The organism is Candidatus Hydrogenedentota bacterium, from assembly GCA_019637335.1.
Lineage (GTDB): Bacteria > Hydrogenedentota > Hydrogenedentia > Hydrogenedentales > JAEUWI01 > JAEUWI01.
This window is the reverse complement of sequence record JAHBVV010000017.1, coordinates 33,072-47,738: the sequence shown is the minus strand read 5'-3', so window position 1 is coordinate 47,738 and position 14,667 is coordinate 33,072. Positions and strand designations below refer to the sequence as shown.

Annotated in this window: 15 protein-coding genes; 11 read left to right on the top strand and 4 right to left on the bottom strand. The window is 64.8% G+C overall.

The features are described from left to right. The first annotated feature begins 5 nt into the window (after positions 1–5). The 9 genes from KF886_17220 to KF886_17180 all read left to right on the top strand — a co-directional run bounded on the left by KF886_17220 (position 6) and on the right by KF886_17180 (position 8,155). On the top strand, positions 6–632 hold the full coding sequence (locus tag KF886_17220; GenBank protein MBX3179099.1) for a 50S ribosomal protein L25: 627 nt from the start codon (positions 6–8) through the stop codon (positions 630–632). A gap of 46 nt (positions 633–678) precedes the next feature. Beyond that, a complete protein-coding gene (gene pth / locus KF886_17215) occupies positions 679–1,254 on the top strand; it encodes an aminoacyl-tRNA hydrolase (GenBank protein MBX3179098.1) in 576 nt (191 codons plus the stop codon). A gap of 36 nt (positions 1,255–1,290) precedes the next feature. Then, positions 1,291–1,794, top strand: a complete 504-nt coding sequence (gene ilvN / locus KF886_17210) for an acetolactate synthase small subunit (protein ID MBX3179097.1) — start codon at positions 1,291–1,293, stop codon at positions 1,792–1,794. 219 nt (positions 1,795–2,013) lie between these two features. Next, positions 2,014–2,751, top strand: a complete 738-nt coding sequence (locus tag KF886_17205) for a hypothetical protein (protein ID MBX3179096.1) — start codon at positions 2,014–2,016, stop codon at positions 2,749–2,751. A 1-nt stretch (position 2,752) separates the two neighbouring features. Then, entirely contained in the window at positions 2,753–3,706 is a 954-nt protein-coding gene (gene accD / locus KF886_17200) for an acetyl-CoA carboxylase, carboxyltransferase subunit beta (GenBank protein ID MBX3179095.1), read from the top strand. Then, positions 3,703–5,001 (top strand): bifunctional folylpolyglutamate synthase/dihydrofolate synthase, encoded by a 1,299-nt coding sequence (locus tag KF886_17195; protein ID MBX3179094.1) that lies wholly within the window; start codon positions 3,703–3,705, stop codon positions 4,999–5,001. The genes accD and KF886_17195 overlap by 4 nt, the downstream gene beginning before the upstream one ends. 889 nt (positions 5,002–5,890) lie before the next feature. Next, a complete protein-coding gene (locus KF886_17190; protein ID MBX3179093.1) occupies positions 5,891–7,354 on the top strand; it encodes a rhamnulokinase in 1,464 nt (487 codons plus the stop codon). Positions 7,355–7,549: 195 nt separating this feature from the next. Then, on the top strand, positions 7,550–7,777 hold the full coding sequence (locus tag KF886_17185) for a hypothetical protein (GenBank protein ID MBX3179092.1): 228 nt from the start codon (positions 7,550–7,552) through the stop codon (positions 7,775–7,777). A 6-nt stretch (positions 7,778–7,783) separates the two neighbouring features. Further along, the gene (locus KF886_17180; GenBank protein MBX3179091.1) at positions 7,784–8,155 is read left to right on the top strand and encodes a type II toxin-antitoxin system RelE/ParE family toxin; all 372 of its coding nucleotides are present in this window, start codon (positions 7,784–7,786) and stop codon (positions 8,153–8,155) included. Positions 8,156–8,269: 114 nt separating this feature from the next. Here KF886_17180 and KF886_17175 read toward each other — a convergent pair whose 3' ends face one another. The 4 genes from KF886_17175 to KF886_17160 form a co-directional block, all read right to left on the bottom strand. Then, the gene (locus tag KF886_17175; GenBank protein ID MBX3179090.1) at positions 8,270–10,240 is read right to left on the bottom strand and encodes a 4Fe-4S dicluster domain-containing protein; all 1,971 of its coding nucleotides are present in this window, start codon (positions 10,238–10,240) and stop codon (positions 8,270–8,272) included. 97 nt (positions 10,241–10,337) lie between these two features. Next, positions 10,338–11,300: an electron transfer flavoprotein subunit alpha/FixB family protein gene (locus KF886_17170; GenBank protein MBX3179089.1), complete on the bottom strand. Its 963-nt coding sequence runs from the start codon at positions 11,298–11,300 to the stop codon at positions 10,338–10,340. 1 nt (position 11,301) lies between these two features. Further along, the gene (locus KF886_17165) at positions 11,302–12,078 is read right to left on the bottom strand and encodes an electron transfer flavoprotein subunit beta/FixA family protein (GenBank protein ID MBX3179088.1); all 777 of its coding nucleotides are present in this window, start codon (positions 12,076–12,078) and stop codon (positions 11,302–11,304) included. A 70-nt stretch (positions 12,079–12,148) separates the two neighbouring features. After that, positions 12,149–12,622, bottom strand: a complete 474-nt coding sequence (locus KF886_17160; protein MBX3179087.1) for a dehydratase — start codon at positions 12,620–12,622, stop codon at positions 12,149–12,151. Between the two features lie 229 nt (positions 12,623–12,851). Here KF886_17160 and KF886_17155 point away from each other — a divergent pair, with 229 nt between their 5' ends. After that, positions 12,852–13,595: an SDR family oxidoreductase gene (locus KF886_17155; GenBank protein MBX3179086.1), complete on the top strand. Its 744-nt coding sequence runs from the start codon at positions 12,852–12,854 to the stop codon at positions 13,593–13,595. Between the two features lie 103 nt (positions 13,596–13,698). After that, on the top strand, positions 13,699–14,628 hold the full coding sequence (locus KF886_17150; GenBank protein ID MBX3179085.1) for a hypothetical protein: 930 nt from the start codon (positions 13,699–13,701) through the stop codon (positions 14,626–14,628). Positions 14,629–14,667: the final 39 nt, after the last annotated feature.

Sequence of the window (14,667 nt, the reverse complement as noted above, 5' to 3'; positions counted from 1 at the left end):
ATATCATGGAAATTCAAACGATTAAGGTGAAGACGCGCAGCGAGACGGGGAAAGGCCCCGCCCGGCGCAAGCGTTCGGCCGGCAGCATTCCCGCCGTAATCTACGGCGAGAACAAGGACGCCGTCGCGATCACGGTGGATGCGAAAGCCTTCTCCGCGCTCGTGCACGGCAGCCAGGGCGAGCACGCCGTGGCGCGCGTCGAGGTGGAAGACAAGCCCGAGCTCAGCGGCCCGATCCTCATCAAGGCGGTGCAGCACCACCCGGTCAAGTCCCACATCGTCCACGCCGATTTCATGCGGATCAAGCTCGACGAAACCATCCAGACGCTGATCCCGATCAACATCGTGGGCCACTGCGTCGGCCTCGTCGAAGGCGGCGTCCCGGACCAGCAGCTCCGCGAACTGGAAATCGAGTGCCTGCCGCTCGACGTGCCCGAGCAGTTCGACGTGGATATCACGAACCTCCACATCGGCGACCTGCTGCACGTTTCGGACCTCGAGACCCCCGCGAACGTCAAAATCATTACGGACCCCGAGCGCACGATCATCGCTATCCACGCACCGCGCGTCGCCGGCAAGGCCGCGGGTGAAGAGGGCGAAGGCGCCGAGGAAGCCGAGAACGCCGAAGGCTGATGTTCCGATCGCACCCGCCGAAGCGCATGGCCCGGCCGCTGTGCCCATGAAGATCGTGGCAGGACTCGGTAACCCCGGCCCGCGCTACCGGAATACGCGGCACAACCTCGGGTTCATGCTGGTGGACGCCCTGGCGGATCGGCTCGGTGTCGCCCTGGATCGCGAAAAGCATCAGGGCCTCGTCGCCCAGGCCGCGTATCGCGGAGAGAAGCTGCTGCTGGTAAAGCCGCAGACCTTCATGAACCGCAGCGGCGATTGCCTGGCGCGCGTGTGCAGGAACACCATATTCGATCCCGCGGATCTCCTCGTGATCGTCGACGACGTGAACCTCCCGCTCGGCCGCCTCCGCTTCCGCGCGGGCGGTAGCGCCGGCGGACACAACGGCCTGAAGTCGATTATTGAGCGCCTCGGAAGCCCCGAGTTCCACCGGATGCGCATGGGCGTGGGAGACGACAGGAAGGCCGCGGAATTGGCCGGCCACGTGCTGGCCACCTTCCGCCCCGACGAACGGGATGCGGTCAACGCGATGCTTGACAGGGGCGCCGACGCGGCGCTGGCCTGGGTCGCGGACGGCATCGGCCCGGCCATGAATACCTACAACGGAACGGCGGACGGAAACTGAGCTTTTCGCCGCAGGAAGGATCAGAGCGTGGAGGCCATGAAGAAACACACGATCAGTGTGCTCGTCGAAAACCATTTCGGCGTGTTGGCCCGGGTTTCCGGATTGTTCAGCGCGCGCGGGTACAACATCATCAGCCTGTGCGTCGGCGAGACGATCGACCCCTCCATTTCCCAGATGACCGTGGTCGTCCGGGGCGATGATGGCGTACTCTCCCAGATGATGCAACAGCTGAACAAGCTCGTGGAAGTCATTGAGGTGATCGATCTCACCGCCGCGTCCTTTGTCGAGCGCGAACTCGTCCTCATCAAAGTCGCCGTGGAACCCGCCCGCCGCGGCGAGGTCGTGGAAATCGCCAACATCTTCCGCGCAAACGTCGTCGATGTGGGCCCCGGCTCGCTGACCGTCGAGGTCACCGGCGCCGAGGGCAAGGTCGGCGCGTGCATCGACATGCTCCGCCCCTACAATATCACCGAATTGGTCCGCTCCGGCGAAATTGCCATTACCCGCGCGCCCAAGCGGGATTGCAAGTTGCCGCTTTAAGGGGTATGATAATCGAATGTGCAGGCGCATCGTCACATTTCACGCTCTTTGCCCGTTGCCCGGTGGCGTACGCCGCCGGGCGGCCAGCGACTGGACGGGTGCGCCTCGCCACACCGCAGCATAACGCTGCGGTTTTTTTATGCCCCCGGAGCCGGGTTTCCCCGGCGGCCGCGGGTGGAATTGAATCGAAGGATTGGCTCGACGCGGAGGCGAAGTGACTTGAAGAACCTACTGAAACTGCAGGAACTGGACCTGAAGGTCGAGAAGCTCCGTTCGCGTGAAACGGAAATCCCCAAACAGAAAAACAAGTTCGACATTCACAAAAAACGCCTGAATGACGAGCTCCAGAGCAGCGAACAGCGCCTGAAGAAACTCCAGCTTGAGCAGCGCGACTGCGAAGGCGAAATCGCCGCAAAGCAAGACGAAATCAAGCGCAAGGACGGCCAGCTCCTGGCGGTGAAGAAGAACGAGGAATACCAGGCCCTCCTGCACGAAATGGAGATGTTGAAAAAGCAGATTTCCGCGCGGGAAGAACGCGTCATCGCCATTCTCATGGAACTCGACGACGCCAAATCCGTCCTCGAGGAAGACCGCAAGCGAATCAGCGCGGAACTGGCCGAAATCGACGCGGAATGCGCCAGGATCGACGAGGAACTCGCCGTGGCGATCGCGGAACGCAAGGCCTTCGAGGCGCAGCGCGCCCCCCTCATCGCCGTGATAGATCCCGGAATCCTCAGCAAGTACGAGCGCATCCGCAAGTCCAAGAAAACCGGCCCCGCGATTGTCCCCTTGCAGGGAGAATCATGCTCCGGCTGTTTCATGACCATCACCGCGCAAAACGTGAACGAAATCCTCGCCGGCGACAAATTCATCCCCTGCCACCACTGCGGGCGCCTCGTGTATCACCCGCCGAAGTTCCAGGAGGCCGCCGCCGAGGCCCTGGAAGGAGGGCGCTGAAATGGCATTCTTCAAGCGCACGCCGTTTGGCCGGCGCAACCGCGAGGAAAAGAAGACCGTCGTGCCCGACGGCCTCTGGATCAAGTGTGAAGGCTGCAAGCAAACCCTGTACAAGCCCGATATCGAGCAGAACATGCAGGTGTGCACCCACTGCGGTCGCCACTACCGCATCGGCGCGCGCGCGCGCATCGACCTGCTGGTCGATCCCGGCAGCTTTGAGGAAACGCATACCGGCATTACCGCCGACGACCCCCTCGAGTTCGCCGTCGGCAAGGAAACCTATGCCGAGCGCATCACGCGCGCCCGGAAGCAGTCGGGGCTGAACGAAGCGCTCGTCACCGGACTGGCGCGCATCGAGGGCGTACGCCTGGCCATTGGGTGCATGGACTCCGCCTTCGTCATGGCCAGCATGGGCTCGGCCGTCGGCGAAAAGTTCTGCCGCCTGGTCGACGACGCCATCGCGAACGAGGTCCCGCTCGTCGTCTTCGCCGCCTCCGGCGGAGCCCGCATGCAGGAAGGCATCCTCGCCCTCATGCAGATGGCGAAGACCGCCGACGCCGTCCGCCGGATCAACGAGGCCCGGCTCCCCTACATTGTCGTCCAGACCGACCCGACCTCCGGCGGCGTGTTCGCCAGCTTCGCGAGCCTCGGCGACATCACCATCGCCGAGCCCAACGCCTACATCGGCTTCGCCGGCGCGCGCCTCATCGAGGGCGCTTTCAAGATCAAGCTGCCGGACGGTTTCCAGCGCGCCGAGTACCAACGCGACAACGGCTTCGTCGACCACATCGTGGCGCGGCCGGATCTGCGTAAGCACCTGGGCAAGCTCCTGCGCTACCTGGCCCCCCACGCCGCCGAAGACCTGAAGGGTTATGTCCCCCCGAAGGAGAGCGACTCCGACGTGGCGGATGCGGAGCCGGCGGGGGCGGCCACAGCGGGCGACGCTAGCGAATGACGCCCGGGGCGCTGGCGCGGCCGAACACGCCGCTGCGTCAATACCTCTTCGACCTGACCCTGCACGGCATTAAACTGGGCTTGGAGAATATCCAGGCCCTCGTCCGTGCCGCCGGGGACCCGCACTTCGCCTGCCCCGTCATCCACGTTGGCGGCACCAACGGCAAGGGCAGCGTCGTCGCCATGCTCGCCGCCATGTTCGAACGCGCTGGCTACCGCACCGCCCAGTTCACCAGCCCGCACCTGATTGACGTGTCCGAGCGCTTCCTCGTGGATGCTGAGCCGATCCCCGAGCCGGCCCTGGAGGAAAACATCGCCTTCTTCCGCGACGCCGCCCGGCGCATTGGCTGCATTCCCACGTTCTTCGAAATGAACACCGCCATCGCCTTCCGCTACTTCGCGCAGGCCCGGGCCGACATCGCCCTGATCGAAGTGGGGATGGGCGGGCGCTTCGACAGCACCAACGTCGTGCAACCGCTGGCCTGCGGAATCACCAACATCGACCTGGAGCACACCGCCTATCTGGGCGACACCATTGCAAAGATCGCCGTCGAAAAGGCCGGCATCATCAAGGCCGGCGTCACCGCCGTCACCGCGGAGCTCAACCCCGACGCCCTCGGCGTGTTCCACCGGCGCGCGGCGGAAGTCGACGCGCCCCTGCTCCAGCTCGGGCGCGATTTCGACTACCGCCTGCAGGGCACCGCCTGGGACCCCCAGTTCTCCTACGTCAGCGCGCTGAACGCCTTCGCCGCGCAGCCCCTCGCGCTGCCCGGGCGCTACCAGGGCGACAACGCCGCCGTCGCGTGCGCCCTCGCCGAAACCGCCATGCCCCACTTCCCCGCCATGGTGCGCGAACACATCCAGGACGGCCTGACCACCGTGCGCTGGCCCTGCCGCGCCGAGCGCGTCCTCGACGACCCGCCCGTCTTCATCGACGTCGCACACAACGCCGCCGGCGCCCGGCGCATCGCCGATCTCTTCGAGGAATGCGTCATCGTCTTCTCCGCCTCATCCGACAAAGACGCCGCCAGCATGCTCGCCGCGCTCCAGCCCCGCGCAAGACACCTCATCCTCACCCAGTTCGACGGCAAACGCGCCACCCCCGTCCAGGAACTCGCGGACAAAGCCGGCCCCGGCTCCGTCGAGATCAGCGCGACACTCCCCGACGCCGTCCGCCGCGGCATCGCCTGCGCCACGCCCGACTGCCCCCTGCTCATCACCGGCTCCATCTACACCGCCGGCGAAGCGCGCTCCGTCCTCATCCAGGAATTCGGCGCCCGCCCCCTCCGCTTCTGATGGCGACCGCCTCAAACCAAGGGGACTGCATCGGGCCAGGGGGACTGCATCGGGCTGGCCAGAGGCCCAATACCGAAATAGAAGCCCAAAACCAGCCCGAGGCTGTACCCGAGAAAACGCCTCGGCTTCACCACAACGGCCTCATACAAACCAGACTACAGCATCTCTCCCAAGGAAGCGACAAAGGCTGGGAGCGCAGGCGTCCCCGCCTGCCAGGCGGCGAAGTCGCCGTCCATTTCCATACGTAACCGGTGACGCAACGCCTCATAAGCAGCTGCTCTGAATTTTCGTAAGACTTTAGCCATCTGAAGCCGCGAGCAGGTATCATTCCAAGCACTCCGGGACATTGCGAGGACGCCCGGCTATCGGATCGCGGGCATTCCTGCCTGCGGCAGCGCCTGCTTCGGCTTTCAACGGGCATGGCTGGCCTGGAATAGAATCCCGGTGTCCCCAAAACCGGAATGGAATGGGGACCAGCGTCTTTTCACTCAAGCGCAGCGATCACATGAAGTGTTGCGCTCCTCCTGCCGCAGACAGGAATGTCCGCGATCCTTCGATTCACGCTGTCTTGACCGAGACATGCTCATCCACCGGGGGACTTCACTCCGCTAAAGTGTTACGAATTCTCAAAGGAAGCCACGGGTGCCACGTTCAAGCTCCGCGCCTCCGCCGCGAAGGCTTGAGCGTGCGAGCCCCCAGAAGAGCGCCAACAGTCAGGAGCAGCATTTCATCCTCAATGGGTGACGCAACGCGTCACGACCGGCTTTACGCAAAGCCCACCACCCACCAAGATGCGCGACCTCACCGCCTTCATGCTAAGATAGCCCCCGGGGCCGGGTTATTCCCCTTTTCGCCCCACATCGCACCAATAACACCACGAGGATCCCCCATGAAACTCGAGTACCGATTCCTGGCCTTCGACCTCGGCGCCGAAAGCGGGCGCGCCGTACTGGGTACGCTCGCGGGCGGGCGCATCACCCTGCGGGAAATCCACCGCTTCCGCACCGAAGGCCTTATCATGCTGGGCCGCCGCCAGTGGGACCTCGCGCGCATCTACGAAGAGATGATCGCCGCCATGACGAAGTGCGCCCGGGAATACACGCGCGATCTGGACGCCATCGCCATCGACACCTGGGGCGTGGACTTCGGCCTGCTCGACGCCGAGGGCCACGTGCTGGCCAATCCCGTCCACTACCGCGACAAGCGCACGGAAGGCATGTTCGAGGCGGCCTACGCGAAGGTCCCGAAGGAAGAAATCTACAAGTCCACCGGCATCCAGTTCCTGCCCTTCAACACGAGCTTCCAGCTGCTCGCGCTGGTCGAAGCGAACTCGCCCCAGCTGGCCGCCGCGAATGACCTGCTGCTCATGGGCGACCTGCTGGCCTACCTGCTGTGCGGCAAGAAGGCCTGCGAATACACCAACGCCTCCACCACCCAGCTCCTCGACCCCCACACGCGCACCTGGAACGATGACCTTATCCGCCGCCTGGGCATCCCGCGCGACATCCTCCTCGATCCCGTCCCCCCGGGAACGAATCTCGGCCCGATCCTGCCGGAAATCGCCGAACTCACCGGCATCAGCCCCATCGCCCCCGTGATCGCCCCCGGCACCCACGACACCGCATCCGCCGTCGTCGCCGTGCCCGCCGCGCCGGGCGCCGGAAACTGGGCCTACCTCTCCAGCGGCACCTGGTCGCTCCTCGGCGCGGAGCTGGACGAGCCCTGCATCACCGACGCCAGCATGGCCCAGGACTTCACCAACGAAGGCGGGGTCGGCGGAAAAATTCGCTTCCTCAAGAACATTTTCGGCCTCTGGCTCGTGCAGGAATGCCGACGCGTCTGGGAGCGCCAGGAAGGCGTCAAACTGGACTACGGCGCGATCACCGAAGAGGCCGCAGCCAGCGAACCCTTCCGCTCCATCATCAACCTCGACGACCCGCGCCTCTTCGCCCCGGACGACATGCCCGCGCTCATTCAGGAAATCTGCCGCGAATCCGGCCAGCCCATGCCCGAAACCCACGGCCAGATCGTGCGCTGCGCCCTCGAAAGCCTCGCGTTGAAATACCGCCAGACCCTCCGCGCCCTCGACGACACCCTCGGCCGCAAGACCGAAGTCCTCCACATCATCGGCGGCGGCACGCAGAACAAACTGCTCAACCAGATGACCGCCGACGCCTGCGGCATCCCCGTGGTCGCCGGCCCCGTCGAAGCAACCGTCCTCGGGAACATCGGCGTACAGGCCATGGCCGTCGGCGCCCTCGACTCCCTGGAAACCGTGCGCAAAGTGATCGGCGACAGTTTCGCGCTGGAGCATTACGAACCACGGAACACCGCGGAGTGGGCGAAATACTGAACGTGCAGGATAGGTGTCCCGCCTGTCAAAGTAGGATAGGCGTCCCGCCTGTCCAGGACAGCCGTTCCGGCTGTCCTACTCTTCGCCCTACCCCTCCAGCAGCAGGGCCTCGCAGGCAAGCTCATGTCGAATATTGACATATATTGCCATCCATGCTACCCTGAATCAGACATGTTAAACACAAGGTGAGTTCCCATGGCAAGTAGTCTCAACCTTTCATTAACGGACGAACTGCGCCGCTACGTTGACTTGCGCGCCAGTGATAACGATCTTTACGCAACGCCCAGTGAGTATATCCGCGATCTCATTCGCCGAGACATGCAGGATTGGACAATCGTTCGCGATGTGGCGCAAGGTCTCCGGGAAATGCGGGCGGGTGAGTTTGTATCGGAATCTATTCTGGACATCCTCGACGAGGAGTAAGCATCGTTGCCGCACGCGAAAAACTACGTTCTCACAACCACCGCACGCCGGCATTTACGCGAGGCCAGGGCGTGGTCAATGGCGAGGTGGGGCGAGAAGCGCACGCGAGCGTATTTCGACGCCCTCCACAAAGCGGCCAACGACTTGGCGAAAAATTACACGAGGTACAGGAAACGCGAAGAATTATCCGGCGGGACCGGTTTGCGTCTGTATCCCATTCGGGAACACTATTTCGTATTTGAACCCTTGGGAAAAGACAGAATTGCGATTGTCGCGCTGCTGCGTCAAGGGCGAGATATCCCGGCCATTCTCAGCAAAGGCAAGCACGTTTTCATGCGCGAATTGGAAGAACTGCGAAAAAGTGGCCCTGCTTCGTAGCCCTCGGTTATTGCGCATAGATGGAGTCGGCTCGCTGCGAGTGATCGCATTTCGCTACAGAGGAGAAATGTAGGATAGGCGTCCCGCCTGTCCAGGACAGCCGGGACGGCTATCCTACTCCAGCCCCATCGCATCCACCAGCAACTCCGCCACATCTCTCACCGCCACCTCCTCGCGCCCCTCCCGCTTCACACCGTCGCTCATCATCGTCATGCAGAACGGGCACGCCGTCGCCACGGTGGTCGCGCCGGTGGCGAGGGCCTCGCGGGTGCGTTCGGTGTTGATGTTGGTGCCGATGGTCTCTTCCATCCACATGCGCCCGCCGCCTGCACCACAGCAGAAGCCCTTCTCGCGGCTGCGCGACATCTCCACCGGCGCGGCCTGGCCCGCCGCCTGCACCAGCGCGCGCGGCGCGTCCATGACCCCGTTGTAGCGCGCCAGGTAGCACGAGTCGTGGTACGTGGCCGCCGCCGCGTTGACCGCCGGGGCCTTGGGCTTCAGCCGGCCCGCCTTCACCAGGTCCGCCAGCAATTCCGTGTGGTGCAGCACCTCGAAGTCGCCGCCGAGCTGGGGAAACTCGCTCTTGATACTGTTGAAGCAGTGCGGGCACGCCGTGACGACTTTCTTCACGCCATACCCGTTCATCGTCTCCACGTTCTGCATGGCCAGCTGCTGCGCCAGCATCTCGTTGCCGATGCGCTTGGCGCTGTCGCCCGTGCAGCACTCCTCCTCCCCGAGGATGCCGAACTTCACCCCCGCCGCCTGCATGAGCTTCGCGAAGGCCACGGTTACCTTCTGGTAGCGCTGGTCATACGACCCCGCGCATCCCACGAAGAACAGATACTCCACGTCGGCGTCCTCCGCGAGCGTCTTCACGCCCACCGATTCCGCCCATTTCCCGCGCTCGCTCTGCGGCAGCCCCCACGGATTGGACTGGGTCTCCATGTTCCGCAGCGCGCCCTGCGCCTGTTCGGGGAAATCGCCCTCCATCAGCACGCGCCCCTGCCGGATGCCGAGGAGCTTCGTCATCGGCTGGATCTCCACGGGACACGCCTCCTCACACGCGAAGCACGTCGTGCAGGACCACAACACGTCTTCCGCGATCACATCGCCATACAGCGCCTGTTTCGGCTCGGCGTTCGGATCCCTCAGCAGCGCCGGACCCTCCCGGAACAGGTGCGCCTTCAAATCCAGCACCACCTTCTTCGGGCTCAGCGGCTTGCCCGTGTTGTACGCGGGGCAGGCCTCCTGGCACCGCCCGCACTCCGTGCAGGCCGTCAGGTCGAGCAGTTCCTTGGCGGTGAAGTCGGTGATCTTCAGGATGCCGAACTGCTCGGCGTTCTCGTCTTCCAGGTCCAGGTTGGCAATACGCCCCTTGACCCGTTCCTCGCGAAAAAACAGATTCGGCAGCGCCGTCACCACGTGCAGATGCTTGGAATACGGAATATACGCCAGAAACGCCAGCACCACCAGGTTATGGATCCAGTGGAAGCCTGCAAACGTGCCTGGATAGAACTCCCGACCCACTGGGCCATCGCCGATGGTCGCCGCGCGCAGCATATCCGCGATCGGCGTGAATCCGGGCTTCGGATGCACCACCTGAAGCACATAGAACGCCGCGATCAACACCGAAATCAGCCCCAGAATGATCAGCGCATCCACCGTGTGCGCGAAGGGCCCTTCCAGCCGCTTCGGCTTCACCACCAGCCGCCGCCACAACGCCGCGCCAATCGCCAGCAGCACGAGCAGGCCGAAAAAATCCTGGCAGGTGTTCATCAACCAGTAGATCGGCCCGAGAAACGCAAAGCTGAAGTCGGGGAAGACCCCGCTGGCAAGCCCCTCGATCGTGCCAAAGGTCAGCACGAAGAAGCCCCAGAAGATAAACGCATGCCCCAAACCCGAGGGCTCGCGCAGCACGAGCTTCTGCCCGAAGCCCTTGGAAACCAAATCGGCAATGCGGCGCGGCAGCGCATCCAACCCCAGCGTCCCCCGGCCCAAATTCACCCAGCGGTAAACCTGCCACAAACGGTGGAAGAAGACCCCGTGGGCGGCGATGATGAGGGCAACCAGAACAAGGGCGCTCATTAGTTGTCTTTCAGATCCAGAAAGCGACGTAACCCCGTCGCTCGGTCCACCCTGTCCAATATGTCCACTTCGTCCACAATGTCCACCCGATCCCTAGTCAGCCCCGCGCCTGCCTCACCGCCTCCGCAAGAAGCGGGCACACTTCAAACAAATCCCCCACGATGCCATAGTCGCAAATCTTGAAGATATTCGCCTGCGGATCCTTGTTAATCGCCACGATAACCTTCGCCGTGCGCATCCCGGCCTGGTGCTGGATGGCGCCGGAAACACCGCACGCCACGTAGAGATCCGGGCTGACCACCTTGCCCGTCTGCCCGACCTGGTGGGCGTGGTGGATCCAGCCGGCGTCAACGATGGCCCGGCTCGCGCCCAGCGCGGCGCCGAACGCCTTCGCCAGATCCTCCACCACGTGCAGGTTTTCCGGCCCGCCAATCCCCCGCCCCGCCGACACCACAATCTTCGCCTCGGTCAGCTCAACAGAGCCAGCCGCCGCTTCAACGACATCCCGCACGACGGTGCGTAGCGTCACTTCGGGCATGGGGCGGCGTTCCACCCGCGGCGCGGGGCTGGCGTCGCGGGTAACGGCCACCGTGTTCGGGCGCAGCGAGACCATCGCCGGGCTGTCCTGTATCGCGACCTCCGAAAGTACTTTCCCTGCGTATACCGGCTTCGTGGCCTTCAACGCCCCGTCCCAGCGGCAGGCGATGGCGTCCTGCACAAGCTCCACGCCCAGCCGCGCGGCGACCGAAGCGCACAGCTCCCTGCCCAGCGCCGTGGCGGATCCCACGATTACCGTCGCGCCGATCTCCCGCGCGAGCTCGCGCACAATCGGCGCGTAGGCGTCGCTGGAGTAGTGGCCCAGCCGGTCGTTTTCGTAGGCATAGAGCGTGTCGATACCAAATCCTGCGAGGGCCTCCGCGTCGTCCACGAGGGACTGCCCGATAAACGCGGCGTGCAGCGGAAGCCCCGCGTCCCGCGCGATGGCGGCGGCCGCGCTCGCGGCTTCCAGCGCGCACGGCTTCAACGCGCCGCGCTGCTCCAGCAAGACCAGTACGCCCATCCTACAGCACCTTTTCGTCGTCGCGCAGCGCGTGAACCAGCGCGGCGACCTGCGCCGGCGCATCGCCCGCCATCATCCGCCCGAGCCGCTCCTGCCGGGGCAGGCGCATCGACTCCACGGCCACGCGGCCCGCGAGTTCGCCCGGGGACAGCCCCAGGTCCGCGAGGGTCCATTCCTCCAGCGGCTTCTTCTTCGCCTTCATGATATTCGGGAGCTTGGGATACTCGGGCTTATTGATGCCCTTCTCCGTGGTGAACACGGCCGGCAGCGGCAGCTCCAGCACGAAATGGCCCCCTTCAACCTCGCGGTCCACCGAGGCGGTGGCGCCGTCCAGCGTAAAACGCGTGATCGAGGACGCATGGGGCCAGCCGAGGAGCTCCGCAACGCGCTCGGGAATCTGCGCGCCGTCGCCGTCCACGGCCTGCCTGCCCGCAAACACCAGGTCGGGTTCGATCCGCCGCAATGTCGCGGCGATCGCCTCCGATATGCCCCGCGGGCCGAGCGCGTCCACCCCTTCCCCGCGCACCAGGACAGCGGAATCCGCGCCCATGGCGAGCGCGGTGCGGAGAATGTCCTTCGCGCCTTCGTCGCCCAGCGACACCGCAACAACCGTCGCGCCCGTGGCCGCCTGAAGATTGATCGCCTCCTGCACGGCATGCTCGTCGTACGGGCTCATGATGTACTTGAGCCGATCCGTGACAATGCCCGTGCCCGCCGCGTTCAGTTCAAACGCCGACGCCGTGTCCGGAACGCGCTTCACCAGCACTGCGATTTTCATGGAACCTCCCCGCCTCCAGCCGTCCCGGACAGCGCGCCCGGAAAGAGGCAGCCGCGATCGGCGCGCGCCGTCAGTTCTCGTCCGAGTTCGTGTCGCGCCGCATATACATCACCTTCCACTCCCCCTCCTGGCACACCTTTCCGCGCTGGTTCTTCACCTGGACGTCGAAGATGATGATCCCCGCGTCCGGCTTGCGCGTCGGGCGCTTCGATTTCACCGTCTGCACGACGCAAATCGTGTCGCCGATCAGGATCGGGCGCTTGAAATCCCAGGTCAGCCCCAGCCACGCCACAAGCATATGCCGCTGCGCGCCGGGATTCCGCGTCACCAGACCGGACGCCACGGACAGCCCCAGCATGCCGTGGGCGATGCGCTGGCCAAAATGCATGTTCGCGGCAAACACCTCGTCCGTATGGATCCGGTTGAAATCACCCGAAAGGCCGGCGAAATTGACGATATCCGTTTCCGTTATCGTTCGCCCCGGAGTGGTCGCGCTGTCGCCCTCGCTCAAGTCTTCAAAATAGATACCGTCTTCGTAATCCACGTACCACTCCTCGAAATAGTCCGGTTAGCACGCCGGAAGTGTAGCACCGGCAACACCTTGGGTCAAATCGCACCCGCAGCCGGAGCGGCGATCACAAGGCGCGCGCGCTTTCCTGTACAATCGCTGATGACCGGTGCGGGGCCCGGCGCGCGCTGTGCCGCGGCTCGATCGCGCCGATTGTGTAACCAAGGGAGTACCCGAAGTGAATCCTCCAGCGAAAGCCGCCCTGGTGACCGGCGGCAGCCGCGGTGTGGGCCGCGCCACCGCATTCGAGCTCGCGCGCCAGGGCTACGCCGTCACCGTCAACTACAGCGCCTCGCGCGACGATGCCGAGGCGACCGTTGAACGCATCCGCGAGTACGGTGGCGAGGCGATTGCCGTGCAGGCGAATGTGGCGGACGATGCGGCATGCCGCGCGCTGGTCGCGCAAAGCATCGAAGCCTTCGGGCGGCTTGACGTGCTGATCAACAATGCGGCCGTCACGCGCTTCATTCCGCACAACGCGCTGGATCAGGTTCAGGACGCGGACTGGGACCTCATCCTCGGTGTGAATCTGAAGGGGCCGTTCCAGATGGTGCGGGCGGCATTGCCCTCCCTGGTCCAGTCCGGCGACGGCGCGATCGTGAACGTCGCCAGCATCGCGGGGCTCTCGGGCGCCGGCAGCTCCATTCCCTACTGCGCGTCCAAGGCCGCCTTGATCAACATGACCGTCGCGCTGGCGCGCGTCTGCGCACCGAAGGTCCGCGTGAACGCCGTGGCGCCCGGTTTCATCGAGGGAGACTGGCTGAAGCAGGGCCTTGGGCCGTCCTACGACATGGTGAAGAAACAGTGTGAGGACCGTGCGCCGCTGCACCGGGTCTGCAAACCGGAAGATGTGGCCGCGGCCGTTCTCTCGCTCGTTTCGGGAAGCCCCCTGATCACCGGACAGACCCTTGTGGTGGATGGCGGAATGCTCATCGGCTCAACGCCGTGACGCGGACACGGTGCGGGGCGCGCGTAGATTGACGGGCGCGGCGCCCGCATGTAAGGATCGCGGGGATATCCTTGCGTTGCGGCAACCCACAAGGAAACACGCCATGCCCCTCCGAACGCCCCTGCATCGTGCCCTGGCATTGCTATTGATCGCCACGTGCGCGCCCGCCGAGGAAGTCTTCCGTGACCTGGCCCTGGAGGGCGGGTTCCGCCTGTCCAACGTCACCACGGCGCACGAGCCGCTGGAACTGGGCGCGATCCTGGCCACCTCCGGCGCGGCGGATCCCGCCTGGCGGCTGGCGCAGTGGGGGACCCGCTTCAACCTGCTTCCCGCCCCCGATCGGATCGGTCCGGCGGGCGCCCGCATCCGGGAAAACGAGGGCAAGGCGGTCACCATCCATCCCGGCGGGCTCTCGGGCAAGGGCGTCACGCTGGAGGTGCGGGGCGGCGCGGAATACGGCGGCAAGCTCCGCGAAAAGGGCCAGCTCTGGCCGCACCTGCTCGTCGAGCAGCGGATGCCCGATGGACTGCGGCTCGCGGACAAAGGACGCATGCCCTTTACGCTGGCCTTCCGCGTCGATCACGCCCGGCCGGCCACGGCGGAGACCCTGGATCCGTCGCTTCACACCACCCAGGTCACCGCTTATTGGACCATGAACAACCACAATCCGGACAGCGCCGACTACCGCGACATGATCTGGTTCGGCATCCCGCTCTTCGACGCGCGACAGGACATCCCAAAGGGGCATCAGGCCGTGGACGCGGGCGCGCCGGGGGCCACCGGCAAGTTCATCTGCACGCTGCCGGGCGACCGGTTCTATGACGCGCCCACGGGCAACGGCGCCTGGCACCGGATCGAAGCCGATCTGGTTCCGCTCGTGAAGGAGGCCCTGGCGGCCTCGCAGGCCCACGGTTTTCTGAAGGACACCACGTTTGAAGACCTGCACGCCACCTCCTTCAACCTGGGCTGGGAAACGCCTGGGCCCTACGACTGCGCGATTACCCTCAAGGGCCTGAGTTTGCAAGCCGTGTAGCCAACGGTGGGGCGGCGGGCCGGTTCAGGCCCTACGAGC